The organism is Nonomuraea sp. GTA35, from assembly GCF_041950525.1.
Classification (GTDB): Bacteria; Actinomycetota; Actinomycetes; order Streptosporangiales; family Streptosporangiaceae; genus Nonomuraea.
On the sequence record NZ_JBGNUV010000023.1, the window covers coordinates 20,293 to 42,861 of the forward strand.

Consider the following 22,569-nt stretch of genomic DNA (forward strand, 5'->3'; position numbering starts at 1 on the left):
TCCGCAGGTCAGCGCGCGCCGGATCGCCGCCGCCCTTCTCCTCCTATCCGTATGAAGGGAAAGTGCAGTGATCCGCACGCATACCGCCGGGTCGCTCCGTGAGGAGCACGCCGGGCAGCAGGTGACGCTCGCAGGATGGGTGGCCCGCCGCCGTGACCACGGCGGCGTCGTCTTCATCGACCTGCGCGACGCCTCCGGCTCGGCGCAGGTGGTCTTCCGCGAGGAGGACCACGCCCACGACCTGCGCGCCGAATACTGCGTGCAGGTCATCGGCCAGGTCAGGGTGCGCCCCGAGGGCAACGAGAACCCCGACCTGCCGACGGGCGCGATCGAGGTGGTGGCCGAGCGGGTCGAGGTGCTGAGCGAGTCCGCGCCGCTGCCGTTCCCGATCGAGGGCAACGTGGGGGTGTCGGAGGAGGCGCGGCTGAAGTACCGCTACCTCGACATCCGCCGCCAGCAGGTGGCCGGCGCGATGCGCACCCGCTCCAAGGCCACCTACCTGGCCAACGAGGTGATGCACGAGCTCGGCTTCGTCTACGTCGAGACACCCACGCTGACCCGCTCCACGCCCGAGGGCGCCCGCGACTTCCTGGTGCCGGTGCGCCTGCAGCCCGGCAACTGGTACGCGCTGCCGCAGTCGCCGCAGCTGTTCAAGCAGCTCCTGCAGGTGGCCGGGCTCGAGCGTTACTACCAGCTCGCCAAGTGCTACCGCGACGAGGACCTGCGGGCCGACAGGCAGCCGGAGTTCACCCAGATCGACGTCGAGATGTCCTTCGTGGACCAGGAGGACGTCATCGAGGTCGGCGAGAAGCTGATCGGCCGGCTGTGGAAGGAGATCGCCGGCTACGAGCTGCCGACCCCGCTGCCGCGCATGACGTACGCCGACGCCATGGCCCGCTACGGCTCCGACAAGCCTGACCTGCGCTTCGGCCAGGAGCTGGTCGAGATGACGGAGTACTTCGCCGACACCTCGTTCCGCGTCTTCCAGGCCGACTACGTCGGTGCCGTGGTCATGCCCGGCGGGGCCTCCCAGACCCGCAAGGAGCTCGACGGCTGGCAGGAATGGGCCCGCTCGCGCGGCGCCAAGGGCCTGGCGTACGTGCTCGTCCAGGAGGACGGCACGCTCGGCGGCCCGGTCGCCAAGAACCTGTCGGAGGAGGAGCTGTCCGGCCTGGCCGCCAAGGTGGGCGCCGAGCCGGGCGACGCGATCTTCTTCGCCGCCGGCGCCAGGAACGCCGCCCGCGACCTGCTCGGCGCGGCCCGCCTGGAGATCGGCCGGCGCTGCGACCTCATCGACGAGTCGCTGTGGTCGTTCCTGTGGGTCGTCGACGCCCCCATGTTCGAGGAGGACGGCGAGGGCGGCTGGACGGCCGTGCACCACCCGTTCACCGGCCCGAAGCCGGAGTGGGCCGACAACTTCCAGGACCATCCGGGCGAGGCGCTGGCCTACGCCTACGACATGGTCTGCAACGGCATGGAGATCGGCGGCGGCTCCATCCGCATCCACCGGGCCGAGATGCAGCAGCGCGTGTTCGACGTGCTCGGCATCTCCAAGGAGGAGGCGGAGAGCAAGTTCGGCTTCCTGCTGGAGGCGTTCAAGTACGGCCCGCCCCCGCACGGCGGCATCGCCTACGGCTGGGACCGGATCTGCATGCTGCTGTCCGGCGGTGACTCGATCCGCGACGTGATCGCGTTCCCGAAGACGGCCTCCGGCTTCGACCCGCTCACGGGCGCGCCGACGCCGATCACGGCCGACCAGCGCAAGGAGGCGGGCGTGGACGCCCAGCCCAGGACCGAGGCGTAGCGGTCAAGCAGAAAGGGCCGGGGCGGCAGCGCCTCGGCCCTTTCTCGTGAGGTCCCCTACTTCAGGGTGACCTTCTCGATGATGATCGGGATCTTCGGCGCGGTGGAGCCGCCGTCGCCCGTGATGTCGTCTGGGTTGACGATGACGCCGCCCTCGGCGACCTTCTCGATGATCTCAAGGCCGGACTTCACCACGCCCAGCACCGAGTACACCTGCTCGAGCTGGGTGTTCTCGTCCGACAGCGAGATGGCGAACTGGCTGCTGTTCTGCCCCGCAGCGTCCAGCGGCTGGGTCAGGAAGACCACGCCCTTGCTGTACGGCATGACGTCCACGGCCTCGTCCCCGAAGACGTACCCGGCGTTGCCCTGGCCGTCGGTCTTGTTCTTGCCGTCGGCCTTGGCCTGGGGGTCGCCGCACTGCAGCAGGTACAGGCCGGAGGTCTCCGGCTTGGCCAGGCGGTGGCACTTGTTGCCCTCGTAGAAGCCCTTCTTGGCCAGGAAGGCCATCGAGTTGACCGAGCACGGGGTGGCGTTCGGGTCCACGTCGATGACGATGTCACCGTGGTTGGTCTTCACCGTCATCGTCGAGAGCTTCATGTTGGGCTTCTTCGGAGGAAGCCCGACGTACTTGTGCGGGACCGACTTGTCCCGCTTGTACGTGCAGGTGATGTTCTTCGCCGCCTGTGGCGTGCTGCTCGGGAGCGCCGTCGGCAACGCGGCTGACGGCGAGGCCGACGCGGAGGCGGAGGCCGAGGGCGTGCTCTCGGCCGCTGCGTTGCTCGCGCCGTCGTTGCCCACCAGGGTGGTCGCGGCGAAGATGCCGCCCGCGACCACGACGACGGCCACAGCCGCGCCGATGAAGGTGTTCCGCCTTGCCTTGGCGCTCTGCTCGGCCGCGCGCTTCGCCTGCCGTTCCTTGTGCTCCCGCGCCAGCTCTTTCTGGCGGTCCTCTTCGTTCTGGCGGTCGTCGCCGCTCACCGCTATGTCCTCTCGTCTTTGCCAACGCATGACCAAACAACTCCGCGAATGCTACCGGCCCCCGATATGTGACGGACGTAAGTGGCGAAAGCCGCACCTGCGACTGTTGTGATCGCGAACCTTATGGTGTCCGCGTACGTAGTTGAAATGAGCACTAAGGAGGCGCCCCATGTTCGACCAGATCCTGGGCCTGCCGGCGCACGCCCTGATCATTCACTTCGCCGTGGTGCTGACCCCGCTGCTCGTCGCGGTCGCGGTGGCCTACGCGCTGCTGCCGCGCTGGCGGGCGAACGTCGCGTGGGCGGTGGTCCTGCTCTCGCTGGCCGTGCCGGCGGCGGTCTTCTCGGCCAGGCAGAGCGGCGAGAGCCTCAAGGCGGCCCGCTTCGGCACGGCGGAGGGCGAGATGGCCGCCCGCATCTCCACCCACCAGAGCTTCGCCACCCCGCTGCTGATGTCGGTGCTCGGGCTGAGCGTCGCGGCCCTGCTGCTCGTGTACGCCACCCGCCCCGCCCGCGACTCCGTCGGCCGCGACCGCTTCGGCCGCCCCGTCACGATGATCCTCTCGGTGCTGACGGTGGTGCTGGCGGCCGTCTCCGGCTACTACGTCTTCCAGGCGGGCGACTCGGGCGCCAGAGCGGTGTGGTCGTGACGCGGGCCTGCTGCGGTGCGCGGCCGTGACGCGCGGCTGCGGTGCGCGATCCTGACGCGGGCCGGCTGCGGTGCGCGGTCGTGACGTGGAGCGGCGGGATGCGTGGACGCGACGCGGACCGGCGGGTGCGCCGCAGCGTGTAATCTCGCGTTGTGGATAGCCTGTTCGACTCGGCGGCTGAGGAGGCCACCCCGCAGCCTCTCGCGGTGCGCATGCGCCCCCGCACGCTCGACGAGGTGATCGGCCAGCGGCACCTGCTCGGCTCCGGCACCCCGCTGCGGCGCCTGGTCGAGAGCGAGGCTCCCATGTCGCTGTTCCTCTGGGGGCCGCCGGGCACCGGCAAGACCACGCTCGCCTACGTCGTCTCCAACGTCACCAAGCGCCGCTTCGTCGAGGTCTCCGCCGTGTCGGCGGGCGTCAAGGACGTACGCGCCGCCATCGACAACGCGCGCCGCGAGCTCGGCATGACGGGCCGGCAGACGGTGCTGTTCGTGGACGAGGTGCACCGCTTCAACAAGGCCCAGCAGGACGCCCTGCTGCCCGCCGTGGAGAACCGCTGGGTCACCTTCATCGGCGCCACCACCGAGAACCCGTTCTTCTCGGTCATCTCGCCGCTGCTGTCACGCTCGCTGCTGCTCACGCTGGAGTCCCTGTCGGACGACGACGTGCGCGCCGTCCTCCAGCGTGCCGTGTCCGACCCGCGGGGCCTGGCCGGTCGCGCCACCCTCGCCCCCGAGGCCCTGGAACATCTCGTCCGCCTCGCGGGCGGCGACGCGCGGCGGTCCCTGACGTACCTGGAGGCGGCGGCGCTGCTGGCCGACGACATCACGGTCGAGGTGGTGGAGAAGGCCGTCGACAAGGCCGCCGTCCGCTACGACCGCCAGGGCGACCAGCACTACGACGTGATCAGCGCGTTCATCAAGTCGATGCGCGGCTCCGACGCCGACGCCGCGCTCCACTACCTGGCCCGCATGATCGAGGCCGGCGAGGACCCGCGTTTCATCGCCCGCCGCATCGTCATCTTCGCCTCCGAGGACGTGGGCATGGCCGACCCCACCTGCCTGCAGACGGCCGTGGCGGCGGCACAGGCGGTGCAGCTCATCGGGCTGCCCGAGGGGCAGATCAACCTCGCGCACGCCGTCATCCACTGCGCGATGGCGCCCAAGTCCAACGCCGTCGTCAAGGCCATCGGCGCGGCGATCGGCGACGTGCGCAAGGGGCTGATCGGGCAGGTCCCCGGGCATCTGCGCGACGCCCACTACCCGGGGGCGGCCAAGCTCGGGCACGGGGACGGGTACAAGTACCCGCACGACTTCGAGCACGGGCTGGTGCGCCAGGAGTACGCGCCGGAGCAGGTGCGGGAGCGGCGCTACTACGAGCCGACCCGGCACGGGGCCGAGGCGCCGGTGGCCGAGCGGTGGGCGAAGATCCGCGACTTCCTCCGCAAGCCGTCCTGACCACCCGCCCGCCACCCCATCGTCCCGCCACGCGGGCTGCGCTCGCCATGCGGTGCCGGGGGTGGTGGCGGTGCCCGGGCGGTGGTGCGGGGCGCGGTAGGTTGATCAGGATATGACCGAGTACCGCGCCTCCTTCGACGCCGCGATCGCCTTCAGCAACGGCGGAGATCTCACCGTTCACGGCTTCCGGGTGGACCTGCCCGGCCCGGACACCTCGGAGGCCGACATCGCGACGCTGTTCGTGGCGTCGCTGGGCCTGCTCATGACCGACACCGTGAAGCTCACCAACGTGCGGATCTTCTCCGAGCCGCACAAGGGCACCAGGGGCGGCCCGTCCGAGCCGCGCCACACCCGGCAGCCGGCCTCCGGCGACGGGCGGGGGAGGCTGGTCGAGCTCAACCACCTCCCGCAGGAGGGCGGCACCTACCTGGAGGCCCCGGGTGGCGACCTGGCCGCCGTCGAGCTGGTCAAGGCGGTGGACCTCCCCGCCGTGGTCGTGCGGGTGACGGGCGCGCGGCGCAGCCCCATCGGGGTCGGCTCGCTGGCCCCCTTCGACGTACGCGGCCACGCCGTGCTCCTGCACACCGGCGTACGCGAGGGCCACTGCCTGGCCGCCGGCGCGGCCGCCTGGCTGGTGGAGCACGGCGCGGTGCTGGTCGGCACCGACGCCGACGGGCTCGACGACTGCGCGCGCGAGGCCCGCCCCGCGCGCGAGGCGCTGCTCGGCGCGGGCGTCCCCGTCGTCGAGAGGCTGACGGGGCTGGAGCGGCTCCCGCCGACCGGCGCACTGTTCACGGCCGCGCCCCCGCGCCTCCTGGGCGTCGGCCGCGTCCCGGTCCGCGCCTACGCCCGCCTCCCGCTCACGTAGCCAGGACCGTCCGCGCCCGCCTCCGCTCGCGCAGCCCGGCCGGTGCGCGTTCCGCCCCCGTAACGCTTCGCCGTCGAATCGTGCAAAGTCGTACTAAGCAAGCGATCTCGGGGAATCACCACCATGTGAAGGCAACGGTTACCCCCGGCGGAGGCCTTTTCGGCCCCCGGTCGATCACCTGGCGCGTGCACACCGAGACGCCGGGCTGGCCGGCCGCCGTACGAGCCTTCCAGCTCCAGTCCCTGCACCCCCGCACCATCCGCGGCATCGCCCAGAACTGCCTGCTCGACGACCCGGAGGTGGCCCGCGCCCGGCTGCGGCGGCAGCTCGACTACATCGCCGTGCGCACGTTCGGCACCCGGGAGCAGGCCGAGCACGCGGCCGAGCGGGCGCGCCGGGTGCACGCCCGCCTGATCGGCCTCGACACCGACACCGGCACCCTGTTCCGGGTCAACGAGGAGGAGAACCTGCGCTGGGTGCACTGCGTGGAGGTCTGCTCGCACCTGGAGGTGGCCAGGCGCTCAGGCGTCCGGCTCACCGCGGCCGAGCGCGACGCGTACGTGGCCGAGCAGTGCCGCAGCGCCCGCCTCGTTGGCCTCGGGGACGTCCCGCGCGACACGGGGGAGCTGGACGACTACCTCGACGGCATGCGCCCGTACCTGTCGGCCACCGACGAGGCGCGCGACGCGCTGCGCCGCAGCCTCAGCCCGCAGCTGTCGCTCAGGCTGGCGTTCGTCGAGCCGCCGCTGGCACTCGGCTCGCTGCCCGCCGTGGGCGCGCTGGCGTTCGCGACGCTGCCCGCGTGGGCCAGGCAGATGTACGGCTGCCGCGGCAACCGGGCGGCCGGGTACGCGGCGGACGTGGCGCTCAAGGGGCTGCGTTCGGCGGCCATGGCGCTGCCGGAACGGCTGGTGGCGCCGGAGATCAGGGCGGCACGGGGGCTCATGCGCGCGGTCACGGAAGTGCCAGGGGCCGACGTGGCGGCCTGATCGGGGTCGCGCTCGCCACTAACGTTGTCACTCGAACGCGATAGGGTCTTGCCGTTCCGGCCCAGCGTACGAGGGAGATGAGCGGATGCTTACCGCTGGAGAGGTAGCCGGGCTGATCGCGGCCACGGGCTGGGTGGTCCTGGTCTGCGTCATGGCCATGGTGCTCGTCAAGCTCGCGAGGCTGCTCACCGAGACCACCAAGGCGGTCTCCGACCTGAACAACCGCCTCGCGCCGCTGCTCGACGACATGAGCGTCACGGTCAACGAGACCAACAGGCAACTGGTCGCGGTGGAGGCCATCGCCAAGGACGTCAAGCAGGTCAGCGGGCACGCGGCCAAGCTGAGCGCGGTCACGCAGACCATCTTCACCGGCCCGCTGATCAAGGTGTCCTCGCTCGGCTACGGCGTGCGCCGCGCCATCGAGGCCCGCCGCGTCAACCGGCCCCGGCCCCGCGCGAGACAGCCCAAGCAGGGACGAGTGCGATGATAAGAAGGCTGTTCTACCTGTCGCTCGGCGCGTTCCTGGCCTTCTGGGTGATGCGCAGGCTGCAGGCGCTGCACCCCGACCACGTCGCGCGCAGGACCGCCGACGGCGCGGCGGGGATGCTCCGGAGGGTGAGAGACTTTACTTCCGACGCGTTCGGCGAGGCCGCGGAGCGCGAAACGGAGTTGCGAGCGCGCTTCGGGCTCGACAACGCTGAGGACAGCAACCGCTGAAGGCGGCGGCCACCGGAATCGGTGACCCGCTGCTGACGGCGACCGCAGGTGACGGCGCCTGCCGAGAGGCCGGCGCCGGTGCCGGCACGTGCTGCGCCGGCGTCGCCGAAGACGGCGACCAACGCTAGAAAACAACTGACTACAGCAAAGGATGGCCACCATGGAGTCGGCAGAGATCGCGCGCCGCTTCCTGCGCTTCTTCGAGGAGCGTGGGCACAAGGTAGTGCCCTCGGCCAGCCTGATCGCTGAGGACCCGACGCTTCTCCTGGTCAACGCGGGTATGGCACCGTTCAAGCCGTACTTCCTGGGGCAGCGAAAGCCTCCGGCGCCACGGCTGGCCACCGCGCAGAAGTGCGTGCGCACCCCCGACATCGACGAGGTCGGCAAGACCACCCGGCACGCGACGTTCTTCCAGATGCTGGGCAACTTCTCGATCGGCGACTACTTCAAGGCGGAAGTGATCCCGTTCGCGTGGGACCTGCTGACCAAGTCCGAGTCCGACGGGGGCTTCGGCTTCCCGGAGGACAAGCTGTGGGCGACGGTCTACCACGACGACGACGAGGCGTTCGAGATCTGGCGTGACAAGGTCGGCCTGCCCGAGCACCGCATCCAGCGCCGCGGCCTGGAGGACAACTACTGGCACATGGGCGTGCCCGGCCCCGGCGGCCCCTGCTCGGAGATCTACTACGACCGCGGCCCCGAGTACGGCAAGGAGGGCGGCCCCGTCGCCGACGAGGACCGCTACCTCGAGGTGTGGAACCTCGTGTTCATGCAGTACCAGCTCAGCCAGGTCCGCTCCAAGGTCGACTTCGACATCGCGGGCGAGCTGCCGAGCAGGAACATCGACACCGGCATGGGCCTGGAGCGCATGGCGGCGATCCTGCAGGGCGTCGACAACATCTACGAGATCGACACCACCTACAAGATCCTCGACAGGGCGGCCGACCTCACCAAGACCCGCTACGGCCGCGACCACCGCGCCGACGTCAGCCTGCGCGTGATCGCCGACCACGTCCGCACCGGCACCATGCTGGTCGCCGACGGCGTCCTGCCGAGCAACGAGGGCCGCGGCTACGTGCTGCGCCGCATCCTGCGCCGCTCGATCCGCAACCTGCGGCTGCTCGGCTCGGGCGACGAGCGCTACATGCACGAGCTGACCGACGTCGCGATCAACGTCATGGGCGAGCAGTACCCCGAGCTCAGGACGGACGCGCCGCAGATCCACTCGGTCATCGACGCCGAGGAGGCGTCGTTCCTGGGCACGCTGCGCACCGGCACGGCGATCTTCGACGTGGCGGTCGAGGAGACCAAGCGCAAGTCCGGCACCACGATCTCCGGCGACCAGGCGTTCAAGCTGCACGACACCTACGGCTTCCCGATCGACCTGACGCTGGAGATGGCGGCCGAGCAGGGGCTCCAGGTCGACGAGGAGGGCTTCCGCCGCCTCATGAAGGAGCAGCGGCAGATGGCGAAGGCCGACGCCGCGGCGAAGAAGACCGGCAACGCCGACATCTCGGTGTTCGGGCAGCTCCTGGAGACGGCGGGCCGGGTCGAGTTCCTCGGCTACGACCAGACCGAGGCCGACACCAGCGTGGTCGGCATCCTCGTGGACGGCCTGCCCGTCCCCGCGGCGGGCGCGGGCACCACGGTCGAGGTCGTGCTGCAGCGCACCCCGTTCTACGCCGAGGGTGGCGGCCAGCTCGCCGACCAGGGCGTGATCCGCACCAGCGGCGCCGAGGTCGAGGTGGTCGACGTGCAGACGCCGCTGGCCGGCCTCGTCGTGCACCGCGGCAAGATCCGCACCGGCGAGCTCAAGGTCGGCGACGAGGCGCAGGCGGAGATCGACATCGAGCGCCGCCGCGCCATCTCGCGCAGCCACAGCGCCACCCACCTCGTCCACCGCGGCTTCAAGAACGCGCTCGGCGAGACGGCGGCGCAGGCCGGCTCGGAGAACTCTCCCGGCCGCTTCCGCTTCGACTTCACCTCCGCGGGCGCGGTGCCGCCGAGCGTGCTGCGTGACGTCGAGGACGAGGTCAACGCCGTGCTCGTCAACGACCTCAAGGTCAACGCGTTCTACACCTCGCAGGCGGAGGCCAGGGCGATGGGCGCGCTGGCGATGTTCGGCGAGAAGTACGGCGACGAGGTCCGCGTGGTCGAGATCGGCGACTACTCGCGCGAACTGTGCGGCGGCACCCACGTCCACAGCTCCGGCCAGCTCGGCCTGGTCAAGGTGCTCGGCGAGCAGTCGGTCGGCGCGGGTGTGCGCCGCGTAGAGGCGCTCGTCGGCCTCGACGCCTTCCGCTTCCTGGCGCGCGAGAGCGTGCTGGTCGCGCAGCTCACCGAGCAGCTCAAGGCGCGCCGCGAGGAGCTGCCCGAGCGCATCGACGGCATCGTCACCCGGCTGCGTACGGCGGAGAAGGAGCTGGAGAAGCTCCGCTCGGCCCAGGTGCTCCAGGCGGCGGGCGAGCTGGTGTCCCAGGCTCGCGACCTCCAGGGTGTCTCCGTGGTGACACACCGCGCGCCTGATGGAACCGGTGCCGATGACCTGCGTAAGCTCGCGCTTGATGTGCGTGGCAGGTTCCCGGCCGACAGGCCGGCGGTCGTCGTGATCGCCGGTGCCCCCTCCGACCGGCCGGTGGTGGTTGCCGCGGTCAACGAGGCGGGGCGCGAGCGGGGGCTCAAGGCCGGACAGCTGGTCGGCGTCGCCGCCAAGGCTCTTGGGGGTGGCGGTGGCGGCAAGGACGATGTCGCACAGGGCGGCGGCACGCGGCCGGAGGCGATCGGCGACGCGCTGCGCCTGGTCGAAGAGGCGATTTCTGGGCAGCTCGGCTGACATGAGGTTCGGTTCACGGATCGGCGTGGACGTCGGCTCCGTACGTGTCGGCGTGGCCCGCAGCGACCCCAGCGGGCTGCTGGCCACGCCGGTCGAGACCGTCAGGCGGGGCAAGGGCGACCTTGACCGCATCGCCGCGATCGTCGCGGAGCACGAGGCGATCGAGGTCGTGGTGGGGCTGCCCACCTCCCTGTCGGGGCGCGAGGGGCAGGCCGCGGGGCTGGCGCGCGAGTTCGCCGCCAAGCTGGCGGCGAAGCTGGCGCCCACGCCCGTGCGGCTCTTCGACGAGCGGCTGACGACGGTCGCGGCGCAGCAGGGGCTGCGGGCCAGCGGCGTGCGGGCCAAGAAGCAGCGGGGCGTCGTCGACCAGGCGGCGGCCGTCGTGCTGCTGCAGGACGCGCTCGACTCCGAGCGCGCCACGGAAAGACCACCAGGCAGGCCCGTCGAACCGCCCACAGCGGCCGACGGACCTGCCTCATGAGCGGGCGGACGACGGGGGTCCGTCCCGCTGGGACGCACCGGACGGGCGAGGCGGGGCGTGCGCTCGCCGCCGGTCGCGAGGTGATCTCGTGAACGGGACACCTGGGGACGAGGACGACCTCGGCGACGTGATCCCGTTCCGCTCCTCGGAGGACCGGCCGGCAGAGGGCCGGGCCTCGGAGGGCCGGTCGGGAGAGGGCCGGCCAAGGGAAGACCGTTCATCGGAGACCGGGTCGCCGGAGGGCGGGTCGCCGGACGGCCGATGGTCGGAGAGCGGGCCGGGGACGGGCGAAGGAGACCGCCAGGCCGCGCCGGGGCAGCCGGAGCCCGAGGCCGGGCAGGCCGCCGCCGACGCGGAGGTCATCCCGCTGCCGGCGTCCCGCCGGCGGGCCGTGCGCAAGGTGGGCCTGCTCTCCGCGGGCCTGCTGGCCGGGGTGCTGGCCCTGGGCGCGGGGGCCATCGCGGTGCTCAAGCCGTACCTGAGCCCCGACGACTTCGACGGGCCCGGCAGCGGCGCGGTGACCGTGCGGATCGCGCCGGGCTCCAGCGCGGAGGCGATCGGCTCGGCGCTGGCCGACGCCGGGGTGGTGGCCAGTGCGCGGTCGTTCGTGAACGTGACGGAGGACCGCGCGGTCAGCGACCGCCTGCGGCCCGGCCACTACCGGCTGCGCAAGGGCATGGCGGCGGGGGCGGCGCTCGACCTGCTGCTCAGCCCGGCCGCCAGGATCGTGCGGCGGGTGACCGTGCCCGAGGGCATGCGGGTGTCGGAGGTGCTGACCCGCCTGTCCAAGCAGGCCGGGCTGTCGCTGCAGGCGCTCAAGGGCGTGGACACGGCCCTCGTCGGCCTGCCCGAGTACGCCAACGGCCTGGAGGGGTTCCTGTTCCCGGCCACGTACGAGATCGAGCCCGGCGACACGGCCGTGGACGTGCTGGCGGCCATGGCCGAGCGCTTCGCCGCCGCGGCGCGGCACGTGGGCCTGGAGGAGCAGGCGCCGCGGGTGAACCTGACGCCGCTGCAGGTCGTCACGGTGGCCAGCCTGATCCAGGCCGAGGGCGGCACCGACGCGGACTATCCGAAGATCTCGCGGGTGATCTACAACCGGCTGGCGAGGAACATGCCGCTGGAGATCGACAGCACGGTCCTGTACGCGCAGAACAGAAGGACACTGAAGGTCACGGAGCGTGACACCAAGGTGAACTCCCCCTACAACACCTATCGCCACAAAGGACTGCCTCCCGGGCCCATCGCCAATCCTGGCGAGAAGGCGCTGATGGCGGCCCTGAACCCTGCCGAAGGTGATTGGCGGTGGTTTGTAACGACGGATCCAGCGCATAGAATCACCAAATTCACCAGCAAAGAGAGCGAGTTCGTGAGATACCGGGAAGAGTTGAACAAGAACCTCGGGGCGAGCTGATGTTCGATGGGACCCCCTACCTTCCCGCACAAAGGTCCCAAAGTGGGGCGTGTGTCCTCTTTCCGTCCCCTAGCATGGCTACCCAGAGTGATCCCCGCCGTGCGGTGCAGTGCGCACGGCGGCTCCCCCAGTTTCGCTCGGTGACACCAGCCGGTTGGGCAGTTCCGCTTGACGTCCGACCGGCGGTACCGGGAGATTGGCCAGCGCACCTATGAACGATCTCGACCTGAACACCCTGCTCGGCGCCGAGGACGACGAAGGCTCGTCCCGGCGCCGCTCCCGGAATTCCGGCCGACGTGGCAGCCGCAGGCGGCGCCGCCGCCGCAACCGGGGCAGATTCATCGCACCGCTGCTCGCGTTCGTCGTCCTGGCGGGCATCATCGGCGGCGGCGGCTACTACGGCTACATGTGGCTCAACGACGCTCTCGTGCCCGACGACTTCACCGGTCAGGGGACCGGCGAGGTCGTCATCGAGATCAAGCCGGGTCAGAGCGCCTCGGAGGTGGCGCAGGAGCTGGAGCGGCAGGGGGTCGTCGCCAGCGCCAGGGCGTTCACCAATGCCATCTCCAACGCGAACATGAGCGCCTCCCTGCAGCCCGGCGAGTACAAGCTGCGCAAGAAGATGTCGGCCGCCAGCGCCGCCGCGATGCTCGTCCCGGCCAACCGGCTGCTCGCCAAGGTGACGCTGGAGGAGGGGCTGCGGCTGTCGCAGACGCTCGCCAAGCTGGCCGAGGAGACCGGCAAGCCGATCAAGGAGTTCCAGGCCGCGGCCAAGGACGCCGAGGACCTTGACCTGCCGTCGTACGCCAAGGGCAACCTCGAGGGGTACGCCTTCCCCGCCACGTACGAGTTCCAGCCCAAGACCACGCCCAAAGAGATGCTGGCGACGATGGTCAAGCGGTTCAACCAGACGGCCGAGACGGTGGACCTGGAAGGCGGGGCCAAGGCGCTCGGCTTCAAGCCGCAGGAGATCATCGTCATCGCGAGCATCGTGCAGGCCGAGGCCGGCCGGACGCAGGACATGGCGAAGATCGCCCGGGTCATCTACAACCGGCTCGCACTCCCGATGAAGCTGCAGATGGACAGCACGACGATGTACGCCCTGGGCAAGTTCCGCACCAAGGCGACCTTCGCCGAGACGGAGACCAAGCACCCGTACAACACGTACTACGTCGACGGTCTGCCGCCCGGAGCCATCACCAACCCCGGCGACCACGCCATCGAGGCCGCGCTGAACCCTGCCAAGGGGAGCTGGCTCTACTTCGTCGCCACCGACCCCAAGAGCAACGTCACCGAGTTCGCCACGACGGAGGCCGAGTTCCGCCAGCTCGAGGCCAAGCTCCGGGCGAACGGAGGCTGACCCGCGCCCGCCCCGGCCCGTGCTGGCGGGCCGGGGCGATAGGGTCGTCCCGTTCGGAAGGAGTGGGGGATGCGGGCTGCGGTGATGGGGTCGCCCATCGGCCATTCGCTCTCGCCTTACCTGCACAGGGCCGCCTACCAGGCGATGCGGCTCGACGGGTGGAGCTACGAGGCGTTCGAGTGCGACGAGGCGCGGCTGCCGGGGCTGCTGGCCGAGCTGAGGCCCGTACGCGGGCAGGCGGGCGCCGGTGACGACGCCTGGGCGGGCCTGTCGCTGACGATGCCGCTCAAGCGGGCCGTGCTGCCCCTGCTGGACACGGTCTCCGAGCTGGCCGTCGAGGTCGGCGGGGCCAACACCGTGGTCTTCCGCGACGGGCGGCGCCACGGCGACAACACCGACGTCTACGGCATCGAGCAGGCGCTGGCCTCGGCGGGGGTGCCGGCGCCGCGCTCGGCGACCATCCTGGGCGGCGGCGCCACGGCGGCCTCCGCGCTGGCGGCGCTGCGCAACCTCGGGCTGTACTCGGCCACCTTGCTGGTGCGCGATCGCGCGCGGGCGGGGGAGACCGCGGCGGTGGCCGAGCGGCTGGGGGTGGCGCTGGCGGTCGAGACGTTCGACAAGCTCGACGCGTTCACCGGGGTGGACCTCGTGGTGTCCACGCTGCCGGGCCGGGCGGCCGACGCGTTCGCGAGCCGGCTGGCGCGGGTGCCGGCGCTCTTCGACGTGATCTACTCACCGTGGCCGACCGACGCGGCGGCGGCTGTCACGGCCGCGGGCGGCATCGTGGTCGGGGGGTTCGAGATGCTGCTGCACCAGGCGGTGCGGCAGGTTCAGCTGATGACCGGCTTCGCGGAGGTGCCGGTGGAGGCCATGCGTGCCGCTGGGGAGGCTGAGATCCTCAGGCGAGCAGTTCGAACGGGTTGATCACGATCACCCCCGTGTCCGCGAAGTCCTTCACGTTGCGGGTGACCACGCTCCAGCCATGGACCTTGGCCGTGGCGGCGATCAGCATGTCAGAGGCTCCTCGCGGCCGCTGGTTGCACAGACGTCCCCACTCCTCGGCGATGTCCTCGGTGACGGGGACGATCCTGCTCCCGAAGGAGGCATACAGCCGTGCCAGCCAGCGTTCGAGGATCAGCGCCTGCTGGGGGTCGCGACGCCTGCGCTGTTCGATGCCCCAGCGGATCTCACCGATCGACATGACGCTGAGGTAGAGCGTCGGCCCGAGGGAGGACGCCACCCACGCCTTGACGTCCGAGTTGCCGTGCGGCTTCCGCACCTCCGAGATGATGTTGGTGTCGAGAACGTAACCGACGCTCACCAGCCGAGGTCCACTTCTCGCGGAAGCTCCCTGCTGCGCGGGATCTCCAGGTCGTCGGGCCAGTCAGGGGCGCTGAGCAGGAACTCCTTGAAGTCCGGCTCCGGCTCGGTGCTCGTGAGCCTGCGGTACTCGTCCATGTCGAGGATGACCGCGATATTCCTTCCATGCTTGCTGACGACCTGAGGTCCCTCATCGTGGGCCCGTCTGAGAACCTCGCTGAAGCGCTGCTTGGCTTCTTGAACCTGCCATGTGGCCGTTTCGGCCCGTTCCGCGGCCATATAGCCTCTTTCTGACTAGTTTCCTGGACAGAAGCTTAGTGCAGGGGTTCCCGCCAGCGGGGATGATTCGAGCAAGCCTCAGCGTTGTGGTAATGTAGCTCTCTGATCGGTCCGGCATGCTTTGCTGGACGCGCAAGCGGAGGTCTCCCTCCCACCCGAGTCACCGAAAGGCGGCCGGGTCCAGGATCACGCCGGACTACTCCGGGGAGCTCGAGGCCACGAAAGCCACAGAGCTCAGTGGCCCCGCATGCGCGACGTGCGGGGCTTTTCGCATTCGGGGGAATGCGTCAAGCTCCGATACGACGAGCACGTAGGGATCGCAAACCTAGGAGGCCCCATCAGCACTGAGCCCCGCATCAACGAGCGTATCCGAGTTCCCGAGGTTCGCCTCGTGGGCCCGAACGGCGAGCAGGTAGGCATCGTCTCGATTCACGACGCCCTGAAGCTCGCCCAGGAGGCCGACCTCGACCTCGTCGAGGTCGCGGCCACGGCTCGACCGCCCGTGTGCAAGCTCATGGACTACGGCAAGTTCAAGTACGAGTCCGCGATGAAGGCGCGCGAGGCGCGCAAGAATCAGGCGCACACGATCATCAAGGAGATCAAGCTCCGGCCGAAGATCGACCCGCACGACTACGAGACCAAGAAGGGTCACGTGGTGCGGTTCCTCAAGGCGGGGGACAAGGTCAAAGTCACGATCATGTTCCGCGGACGCGAGCAGTCCCGGCCGGAGCTCGGCTTCCGGCTGCTGCAGCGGCTGGCGGACGACGTCCAGGAGCTCGGCTTCGTGGAGTCCCACGCCAAGCAGGACGGTCGTAACATGATCATGGTGATCGGTCCGCACAAGAAGAAGGCCGAGGCAAAGGCCGAAAAGGCCGCAGCCAAGGCACAGCGTGGCGGCGAGGAGCCTTCCGTACCGGAAGAGTGACCCGCGGTTGGGGTTAGCCTTACAGGCACCCCAGCAGCCACCGGCAGACGTTAGACGCCGCGACCGGGTCGGCCAGCACCGGCCCGGCCACCGGCACGACCGAAACGAGGAGAGACGGCGACATGCCGAAGATGAAGACGCACAGCGGTGCGAAGAAGCGGTTCCGGCTCACCGGCACCGGCAAGATCAAGCGTCGCCGTGCCAACCGCGCGCACTACAACGAGTGGAAGTCGTCCACTCTGACGCGCCGTCTCAAGAACGAGGTCGTCCTTTCCGACGCCGATTCCAAGAAGATCAAGAAGCTGCTCGCCAAGTAGCGCGAACTTTCCCCGGGGAGAAGAAACATGGCACGCGTGAAGCGGGCGCTCAACGCCAAGAAGAAGCGCAGGGTCGTCCTCGAGAGGGCGAGCGGTTACCGTGGCCAGCGGTCGCGTCTCTACCGCAAGGCCAAGGAGCAGATGCTCCACTCGATGACGTACGCCTACCGGGACCGCAAGGACCGCAAGGGCGCCTTCCGTCGTCTGTGGATCCAGCGCATCAACGCCGCCGCTCGTCAGAACGGCATGACCTACAACCGCCTGATCCAGGGTCTGCGTCTGGCCAACATCGAGGTCGACAGGAAGATCCTGGCCGACCTCGCGGTGAACGACAGCCAGACCTTCGCCACGCTCGTCGAGGCCGCCAAGAAGGCGCTTCCGGCGAACGTGAACGCTCCGGCCGCGAGCTGAAGCGGTTGATCTGACCGAGGGGCCCACCGATGCCGGTGGGCCCTTTGTTGCTGTCTGAACGGTTGCCGTCTGTACGAGTGGGGGAAGTTTTGGCCGGGTCCGAGCTGACCAACGTCAGGTCGCCGCGGGTGAAGGCCGCCAGGCGGCTCACCAAGCGCGCCTTCCGCGAGCAGGACAGGAAGTTCCTGGCCGAGGGGCCGCAGGCGGTGCGCGAGGCGCTCAGGCTCGACGACGTGACGCTGGAGCTGTTCACCACGGCCGAGGCCGAGCTGCGCCACCCCGAGATCGTCACCGAGGCCGCGCGCCGGGGCGTGCCCGTGCACCGGGCCAGCGGCGAGGTCATGTCCGAGCTCTCCCAGACCGTGACCCCGCAGGGGCTGGTGGCCGTCTGCCGGCTCGTGCACGTGCCGCTGGAGGAGGCGCTGAGCGGCGAGCCGCGGCTGGTCGCGATGCTCGCGCACGTACGCGACCCGGGCAACGCGGGCACCGTGATGCGGGCCGCCGACGCCGCCGGGGCCGACTCGGTGATCTTCACCGACGCCTCCGTGGACCCGTACAACGGCAAGTGCGTGCGCGCGAGCGTCGGCAGCCTCTTCCATCTCCCCGTCACGATCGGTGCACCGGTGGGCGCCGCCGTGCGTCAACTGAGGGAGCGGGGCCTGCGCGTGCTGGCGGCCGACGGCGCGGGCAAGCACACGCTCGACGATGTGGATCTTTCGGGACCCACCGCGTGGATCTTCGGCAACGAGGCCTGGGGACTGCCGGAGGAGATACTCGCCGAGGCGGACGATGTGGTCAGAGTACCCATCTACGGACAGGCTGAAAGCCTGAACCTGGCCACCGCCGCGGCGGTATGCCTTTACTCCTCGGCGAGGGCTCAGCGGGTGCCCTAGGTGGCGGGAAACCCGCTATTGTCGGCGTTGTAGGCGGAGGAGGCGAGGTCGTGCACGGCGCAGACACCGACGGGCGAGTAGTGGCCGCCGCGTGCACGATAGCCATCGACGATCTTCCCGACGGCCTTATCGTGACCGACCGATATGGGTGCGTCCTGGCCGTGAACCGGGCCGCCTCGCGGCTCACCGGCGTCGCGATGGAGCGCGCGGTCGGCCGGCACATGAGCGACGTGTTCCCGTTCCGCGACCACGACGGGCGCGACTGGTGGAAGGCGCTCGACCCCGAGGGCGGGCTGCGCACCAGGAGCCGGGCCCCGGAGCGGCCGCTGCACCTGCCCGGCGGGCAGGAGCTGTACGTGGCGGCCAGGCTCGTGCGCGAGCCCGAGCGCGCCGGCGAGGTCGAGCGCGTCACGATCACCCTGCGCGACGGCGGGGCCCGCGCCCGGCTGGAGCGCAGCCGGGCCGACCTGGTCTCGACCGTGGCCCACGAGCTGCGCTCCCCGCTGACCAGCGTCAAGGGCTTCACCGCGACGCTGCTGGCCAAGTGGACCCGCTTCACCGACGAGCAGAAGCGCGTCATGCTCGAGACGGTCAACAACGACGCCGACCGCGTCACCCGGCTCATCACCGAGCTGCTCGACGTCTCGCGCATCGAGTCCGGGCGGCTGGAGGTGCGCCGCCAGGTCGTCGACCTGCCCGCCAGGGCGCGCAGGCTCATCGCGGGCCGGGTGGCCGCCGGCGAGGCGGAGGACCGGTTCCGGCTCGTCGTGGGCGACGACCTGCCGGAGATGTGGCTCGACCAGGACAAAGTCGACCAGATCCTGGGTAATCTGGTGGAAAACGCGCTGCGCCATGGGCGTGGCACTGTCACAATCGAGATCGAGTCCGTCGGATGGGGAGTTGCCGTGTCGGTGCGCGATGAGGGCGAGGGCATCGAGCCCGAGCTGGCTCCGCGCGTCTTCAGGCAGTTCTGGCGGGGCGGCAACAGCCGCCGCCGCGGCGGCACCGGGCTGGGCCTGTTCATCGTGAAGGGCCTGGTCGAGGCGCATGGCGGCACGATCACGGTGCAGCGCGCGCCCGAGGGAGGGGCGGAGTTCCGATTTACCGTGCCCACCGGCACGCCCGACTTCGCCAGCGTCTAGGTCGTCGAGTTCGGGCCCGGTGGGCGGGTCCCACTAGACTCTTTTCCGCTCAAGCCCTGGATACGGAGCCCACTCTTGTCTGACTACGATCCCGTCGAGGTGACACCGTTGCATGCCGACGAGTTGTCCCGGATGGAGGCCGACGCCATCGCGGCGATCAAGGCGGCCGGCGACCTCGACGCACTCAAGCAGGCCAGGCTGGCGCACGCGGGTGACCGCTCGCCGATCGCCCTGGCCAACCGCGAGATCGGGGCCCTGCCCCCGGCGGCCCGCGCCGAGGCGGGCAAGCGGGTCGGCGGCGCCCGCAAGGCGATCAACGAGGCCCTGGCCGCGCGCCAGGCCGAGCTCGAGGCCGAGCGCGACGCGCGGGTGCTCGTCGAGGAGACCGTCGACGTCACCCTGCCGTGGGACCGTCGCCCGCGCGGCGCCCGCCACCCGCTGACCACGCTGCAGGAACGCATCGCCGACGCGTTCGTCGCGATGGGCTACGAGGTGGCCGAGGGTCCCGAGCTCGAAGGCGAGTGGTTCAACTTCGACGCGCTCAACATCGCCAAGGACCACCCGGCCCGCTCCGACCACGACACGTTCTTCGTCGGGTCCACCGAGTCCGGCATGGTGCTGCGCACGCAGACCTCGCCGGTGCAGATCCGCGCGCTGCTCCAGCGCGAGCTGCCGGTGTACGTGATCTCGCCGGGCAAGACGTTCCGCACCGACGAGCTCGACGCCACCCACACCCCGGTCTTCCACCAGACCGAGGGCCTGGCCGTCGACGAGGGCCTGACGATGGCCCACCTCAAGGGCACGCTCGACCGGTTCGCCGAGGTGATGTTCGGCAAGGGCATCACGACCCGCTTCCGGCCCAACTACTTCCCGTTCACCGAGCCGTCCGCCGAGATGGACCTCAAGTGCTTCGTCTGCCGCGGCGCCTCGGCCGTGCCGGGCAACCCGCCCTGCCGCACGTGCAAGTCGGAGGGCTGGATCGAGTGGGGCGGCTGCGGGATGGTCAACCCGCGCGTGCTCATCGCGTGCGGCGTGGACCCCACGCGTTACTCCGGGTTCGCGTTCGGCATGGGCATCGAGCGCACGCTGATGTTCCGCCACAACGCCGAGGACATGCGCGACATGGTCGAGGGCGACATCCGCTTCACCCTCCCGTTCGGAATGGAGATCTGATGAAGGTCCCGCTCTCCTGGCTGCGGGAGTACGTCGATCTCCCGGCGGTCACCGCGCACGAGGTGGCCGACAAGCTGACCGCGGCCGGGCTCAAGCTGGAGTCGATCACCTCGCACGGGTACGACGTCAAGAACGTCGTGGTCGGCGAGGTGCTCGAGATCGAGGAGCTGACCGGCTTCAAGAAGCCGATCAGGCACTGCAAGGTCGAGGTGGGGGAGGCGACGCCGCGCGAGATCGTCTGCGGCGCGACCAACTTCGTCGCCGGCGACCGCGTGCCCGTCGTGCTGCCCGGCGGCGTGCTGCCCGGCGGGTTCGAGGTCGGGGCGCGCAAGACGTACGGGCGCATGTCCGAGGGCATGATCTGCTCCGAGCGCGAGCTCGGCCTGGGCGACGACCACAACGGCATCATGGTGCTGCCCGCCGGCACGCCGATCGGCACCGACGTGGTCGAGCTGCTCGGGCTGCGCGACGACGTGATCGAGCTGGAGATCACGCCCGACATCGGCTACGCCCTGTCGATCCGCGGCGTGGCCCGCGAGGCGGCGACCGCGTTCGGGGTGGACTTCCGCGACCCCGCCGACGTCGAGCTGCCCGCCGACAGCGCGCCCGCGTGGCCCGCCTCGATCGCCGACCCGACGGCGTGCGACCGGTTCGTGCTGCGCGAGGTGAGCGGCTTCGACCCGGACGCCCAGAGCCCGCTCTGGATGCGCGTGCGCCTCACGCGGGCCGGCATGCGTCCCGTGTCGCTGGCCGTCGACATCACCAACTACCTGATGCTGGAGCTGGGGCAGCCGCTGCACGCGTTCGACCGGGCCAAGCTGCGCGGCGAGATCGTCGTGCGCAGGGCCGTGGCCGGCGAGCGGCTGGAGACGCTCGACCACGTGGTGCGCGAGCTCGACCCCGACGACATCCTCATCACCGACCAGTCGGGGCCGATCTCGATGGCCGGCACGATGGGCGGCCTGGAGACCGAGATCTCCGGCGCCTCCACCGACATCGTCATCGAGGCCGCGCACTTCTCCGCGACCGGCATCTCCCGCGAGTCGCGCCGGCACGGGCTCGTGTCCGAGGCGTCCAAGCGGTTCGAGCGCGGCGTGGACCGCGAGCTGCCGCTCGTCGCCTCGTGGCGGGCGGTGCAGCTGCTGGCCGAGCTGGGCGGCGCCACCGTGCAGCCCGGCGTCACGCACGCCGAGGTCGAGGTGGAGCCCGCGCGCATCGCGATCCCGGCCGGTTACCCGAGCCGGGTCGCCGGCGTCGAGTACTCCAAGGACACCGTGGTCGCCCGGCTGGAGCAGGTCGGCTGCGTGGTGACCGACGGCGATGACCCCGCCGTGCGCAAGGGCGGCGTGGCCCCCACCGGGGTCGTGACCGGCGGCGCGCTGGCGGCCAGGCTGGCCGTCACCGGCGACGACATGATCACGGTGACGCCGCCGTCCTGGCGGCCCGACCTCACCGACCCCAACGACCTGGCCGAGGAGGTCATCCGGCTGGAGGGCTACGAGAGCCTCCCGTCGGTGCTGCCCTCCGCCCCGGCCGGCGCCGGGCTCACCGAGGGCCAGCGGCTGCGCAGGCGGGCCGGCAGGGCGCTGGCCGAGGGCGGCTACGTCGAGGTGCTCAGCTACCCGTTCATCAGCGGCGACGACTTCGACCGGCTGCTGCTGCCCGGCGACGACGCGCGGCGCGCGGCCGTACGGCTGGCCAACCCGCTGTCCGAGGACGAGCCGCTGATGCGCACCACGCTGCTGCCGGGGCTGCTCAAGACCCTCGTCCGCAACGTCGGGCGCGGCTTCACCGACGTGGCGCTGTTCGAGACGGGCTCGGTCTACCGGCCCCGCCCGGGCGCGCCGGAGGCGGCGCCCGTGCTCGGCGTCGAGCGGCGGCCGACCGCCGAGGAGGTCGCCTCCATCGAGGCGGCGCTGCCCGACCAGCCGCTGCGGGTCGCGGTGGTGCTGGCCGGCGAGTTCGAGCGCTCCGGCTGGTGGGGCGGCGGGCGCGCGGCCTCCTGGGCCGACGCCGTGCAGGCCGCCCGGCTGGTGGCTGCCGAGGCGCGGGTGGAGCTGTCCATCAGCGCCGACCAGCACGAGCCCTGGCACCCCGGCCGGTGCGCCGCCCTGTACGTGGGCGACACGCTGGTGGGGCATGCCGGTGAGCTGCACCCGCGGGTGATCGAGGCGTACGGGCTGCCGGCGCGTACGGCGGCGATGGAGCTGGAGCTGTCGCGGCTGGAGGCCGTCATGCCGGGGCCGGTGCAGACGCCCCCGGTGTCCGCGTATCCGGTGGCCACGCAGGACGTCGCGCTGATCGTGCCCGACTTCACGCCGGTCGCCGATGTGGAGGCCGCGCTGCGCGACGGGGCAGGGGAGCTGCTGGAGTCGATCCGGCTGTTCGACGTGTACGCCGGGGAGCAGGTGGGCGAGGGGAACAAGTCGCTCGCCTACTCGATGCGGTTCAGGGCCGCCGACCGTACGCTGACCGTCGAGGAGACGACGGCGGCGCGGGACGCGGCGGTGGCGATGGCGGCCGATCGCGTGGGGGCTCAGCTTCGCGGATGAACGCCTGT

The 22,569-nt window shown here is 70.8% G+C and carries 22 protein-coding genes; 19 read left to right on the forward strand and 3 right to left on the reverse strand.

Annotation, left to right across the window (positions count from 1 at the left end; genetic code table 11):
• The first annotated feature begins 67 nt into the window (after positions 1 to 67).
• A complete protein-coding gene (gene aspS, locus ACBJ32_RS54485; RefSeq protein ID WP_375133572.1) occupies positions 68 to 1,804 on the forward strand; it encodes an aspartate--tRNA ligase in 1,737 nt (578 codons plus the stop codon).
• A 56-nt stretch (positions 1,805 to 1,860) separates the two neighbouring features.
• On the opposite strand, the gene ACBJ32_RS54490 is transcribed toward aspS, so the two are convergent.
• The gene (locus ACBJ32_RS54490) at positions 1,861 to 2,781 is read right to left on the reverse strand and encodes a peptidylprolyl isomerase (RefSeq protein ID WP_375133573.1); all 921 of its coding nucleotides are present in this window, start codon (positions 2,779 to 2,781) and stop codon (positions 1,861 to 1,863) included.
• A gap of 169 nt (positions 2,782 to 2,950) precedes the next feature.
• On the opposite strand from ACBJ32_RS54490, the gene ACBJ32_RS54495 reads away from it, so the two are divergent.
• From ACBJ32_RS54495 to ACBJ32_RS54545, 11 genes are all read left to right on the forward strand, one after another.
• Complete coding sequence (locus ACBJ32_RS54495; RefSeq protein ID WP_375133574.1) at positions 2,951 to 3,430, forward strand: DUF2231 domain-containing protein; 480 nt, start codon at positions 2,951 to 2,953, stop codon at positions 3,428 to 3,430.
• A 152-nt stretch (positions 3,431 to 3,582) separates the two neighbouring features.
• A complete protein-coding gene (locus ACBJ32_RS54500) occupies positions 3,583 to 4,887 on the forward strand; it encodes a replication-associated recombination protein A (RefSeq protein ID WP_357876122.1) in 1,305 nt (434 codons plus the stop codon).
• 112 nt (positions 4,888 to 4,999) lie between these two features.
• Positions 5,000 to 5,755 carry a cyclase family protein gene (locus ACBJ32_RS54505; protein WP_375133575.1) on the forward strand — a complete coding sequence of 252 codons (756 nt, stop codon included), beginning with the start codon at positions 5,000 to 5,002 and terminating at the stop codon, positions 5,753 to 5,755.
• A gap of 185 nt (positions 5,756 to 5,940) precedes the next feature.
• On the forward strand, positions 5,941 to 6,744 hold the full coding sequence (locus tag ACBJ32_RS54510) for an oxygenase MpaB family protein (protein WP_375133576.1): 804 nt from the start codon (positions 5,941 to 5,943) through the stop codon (positions 6,742 to 6,744).
• Between the two features lie 85 nt (positions 6,745 to 6,829).
• Positions 6,830 to 7,231 (forward strand): DUF948 domain-containing protein, encoded by a 402-nt coding sequence (locus tag ACBJ32_RS54515; RefSeq protein WP_357876116.1) that lies wholly within the window; start codon positions 6,830 to 6,832, stop codon positions 7,229 to 7,231.
• Entirely contained in the window at positions 7,228 to 7,461 is a 234-nt protein-coding gene (locus ACBJ32_RS54520; protein ID WP_375133577.1) for a hypothetical protein, read from the forward strand. The genes ACBJ32_RS54515 and ACBJ32_RS54520 overlap by 4 nt, the downstream gene beginning before the upstream one ends.
• 160 nt (positions 7,462 to 7,621) lie before the next feature.
• The gene (gene alaS / locus ACBJ32_RS54525) at positions 7,622 to 10,294 is read left to right on the forward strand and encodes an alanine--tRNA ligase (protein WP_357876114.1); all 2,673 of its coding nucleotides are present in this window, start codon (positions 7,622 to 7,624) and stop codon (positions 10,292 to 10,294) included.
• A gap of 1 nt (position 10,295) precedes the next feature.
• Positions 10,296 to 10,775, forward strand: a complete 480-nt coding sequence (ruvX, locus tag ACBJ32_RS54530) for a Holliday junction resolvase RuvX (protein WP_357876112.1) — start codon at positions 10,296 to 10,298, stop codon at positions 10,773 to 10,775.
• 88 nt (positions 10,776 to 10,863) lie between these two features.
• Complete coding sequence (gene mltG / locus ACBJ32_RS54535; RefSeq protein WP_375133578.1) at positions 10,864 to 12,189, forward strand: endolytic transglycosylase MltG; 1,326 nt, start codon at positions 10,864 to 10,866, stop codon at positions 12,187 to 12,189.
• 211 nt (positions 12,190 to 12,400) lie between these two features.
• Positions 12,401 to 13,549: an endolytic transglycosylase MltG gene (gene mltG / locus ACBJ32_RS54540; protein WP_375133579.1), complete on the forward strand. Its 1,149-nt coding sequence runs from the start codon at positions 12,401 to 12,403 to the stop codon at positions 13,547 to 13,549.
• Positions 13,550 to 13,618: 69 nt separating this feature from the next.
• A complete protein-coding gene (locus ACBJ32_RS54545) occupies positions 13,619 to 14,473 on the forward strand; it encodes a shikimate dehydrogenase (protein WP_357876107.1) in 855 nt (284 codons plus the stop codon).
• Here ACBJ32_RS54545 and ACBJ32_RS54550 read toward each other — a convergent pair.
• Both ACBJ32_RS54550 and ACBJ32_RS54555 read right to left on the reverse strand, forming a co-directional pair.
• Positions 14,448 to 14,870, reverse strand: a complete 423-nt coding sequence (locus tag ACBJ32_RS54550) for a type II toxin-antitoxin system VapC family toxin (RefSeq protein ID WP_357876105.1) — start codon at positions 14,868 to 14,870, stop codon at positions 14,448 to 14,450. The two genes, ACBJ32_RS54545 and ACBJ32_RS54550, sit on opposite strands and share 26 nt — an antisense overlap.
• Positions 14,867 to 15,148, reverse strand: a complete 282-nt coding sequence (locus tag ACBJ32_RS54555; RefSeq protein ID WP_375133580.1) for a type II toxin-antitoxin system Phd/YefM family antitoxin — start codon at positions 15,146 to 15,148, stop codon at positions 14,867 to 14,869. The genes ACBJ32_RS54550 and ACBJ32_RS54555 overlap by 4 nt, the downstream gene beginning before the upstream one ends.
• A 247-nt stretch (positions 15,149 to 15,395) precedes the next feature.
• Here ACBJ32_RS54555 and infC point away from each other — a divergent pair, with 247 nt between their 5' ends.
• From infC to ACBJ32_RS54590, 7 genes are all read left to right on the forward strand, one after another.
• Positions 15,396 to 16,073, forward strand: coding sequence for a translation initiation factor IF-3 (gene infC, locus ACBJ32_RS54560; protein WP_246546609.1), 678 nt, complete (start codon positions 15,396 to 15,398; stop codon positions 16,071 to 16,073).
• A gap of 122 nt (positions 16,074 to 16,195) precedes the next feature.
• Positions 16,196 to 16,390, forward strand: a complete 195-nt coding sequence (gene rpmI, locus ACBJ32_RS54565) for a 50S ribosomal protein L35 (RefSeq protein WP_043622108.1) — start codon at positions 16,196 to 16,198, stop codon at positions 16,388 to 16,390.
• A 27-nt stretch (positions 16,391 to 16,417) separates the two neighbouring features.
• Entirely contained in the window at positions 16,418 to 16,801 is a 384-nt protein-coding gene (gene rplT / locus ACBJ32_RS54570; RefSeq protein WP_043622113.1) for a 50S ribosomal protein L20, read from the forward strand.
• Between the two features lie 89 nt (positions 16,802 to 16,890).
• Positions 16,891 to 17,694, forward strand: a complete 804-nt coding sequence (locus ACBJ32_RS54575) for an RNA methyltransferase (protein WP_357876591.1) — start codon at positions 16,891 to 16,893, stop codon at positions 17,692 to 17,694.
• An 80-nt stretch (positions 17,695 to 17,774) separates the two neighbouring features.
• Positions 17,775 to 18,836 (forward strand): ATP-binding protein, encoded by a 1,062-nt coding sequence (locus ACBJ32_RS54580; protein ID WP_375133630.1) that lies wholly within the window; start codon positions 17,775 to 17,777, stop codon positions 18,834 to 18,836.
• 132 nt (positions 18,837 to 18,968) lie between these two features.
• Positions 18,969 to 20,009, forward strand: a complete 1,041-nt coding sequence (gene pheS, locus ACBJ32_RS54585) for a phenylalanine--tRNA ligase subunit alpha (protein WP_357876589.1) — start codon at positions 18,969 to 18,971, stop codon at positions 20,007 to 20,009.
• Entirely contained in the window at positions 20,009 to 22,561 is a 2,553-nt protein-coding gene (locus tag ACBJ32_RS54590) for a phenylalanine--tRNA ligase subunit beta (RefSeq protein ID WP_375133581.1), read from the forward strand. The genes pheS and ACBJ32_RS54590 overlap by 1 nt, the downstream gene beginning before the upstream one ends.
• The last annotated feature ends 8 nt before the right edge of the window (positions 22,562 to 22,569 follow it).

Bases quoted from the DNA above. Each gene is read 5' to 3' on its own strand.
- rpmI (WP_043622108.1), top strand. From the start codon at position 16,196: ATGCCGAAGATGAAGACGCACAGCGGTGCGAAGAAGCGGTTCCGGCTC.
- ACBJ32_RS54545 (WP_357876107.1), top strand. From the start codon at position 13,619: ATGCGGGCTGCGGTGATGGGGTCGCCCATCGGCCATTCGCTCTCGCCT.
- ruvX (WP_357876112.1), top strand. From the start codon at position 10,296: ATGAGGTTCGGTTCACGGATCGGCGTGGACGTCGGCTCCGTACGTGTC.
- rplT (WP_043622113.1), top strand. From the start codon at position 16,418: ATGGCACGCGTGAAGCGGGCGCTCAACGCCAAGAAGAAGCGCAGGGTC.
- ACBJ32_RS54590 (WP_375133581.1), top strand. From the start codon at position 20,009: ATGAAGGTCCCGCTCTCCTGGCTGCGGGAGTACGTCGATCTCCCGGCG.
- alaS (WP_357876114.1), top strand. From the start codon at position 7,622: ATGGAGTCGGCAGAGATCGCGCGCCGCTTCCTGCGCTTCTTCGAGGAG.
- pheS (WP_357876589.1), top strand. From the start codon at position 18,969: ATGGAGGCCGACGCCATCGCGGCGATCAAGGCGGCCGGCGACCTCGAC.
- ACBJ32_RS54505 (WP_375133575.1), top strand. From the start codon at position 5,000: ATGACCGAGTACCGCGCCTCCTTCGACGCCGCGATCGCCTTCAGCAAC.
- ACBJ32_RS54515 (WP_357876116.1), top strand. From the start codon at position 6,830: ATGCTTACCGCTGGAGAGGTAGCCGGGCTGATCGCGGCCACGGGCTGG.
- ACBJ32_RS54520 (WP_375133577.1), top strand. From the start codon at position 7,228: ATGATAAGAAGGCTGTTCTACCTGTCGCTCGGCGCGTTCCTGGCCTTC.
- infC (WP_246546609.1), top strand. From the start codon at position 15,396: ATGCGCGACGTGCGGGGCTTTTCGCATTCGGGGGAATGCGTCAAGCTC.
- ACBJ32_RS54555 (WP_375133580.1), bottom strand. From the start codon at position 15,148: ATGGCCGCGGAACGGGCCGAAACGGCCACATGGCAGGTTCAAGAAGCC.
- mltG (WP_375133579.1), top strand. From the start codon at position 12,401: ATGAACGATCTCGACCTGAACACCCTGCTCGGCGCCGAGGACGACGAA.
- ACBJ32_RS54495 (WP_375133574.1), top strand. From the start codon at position 2,951: ATGTTCGACCAGATCCTGGGCCTGCCGGCGCACGCCCTGATCATTCAC.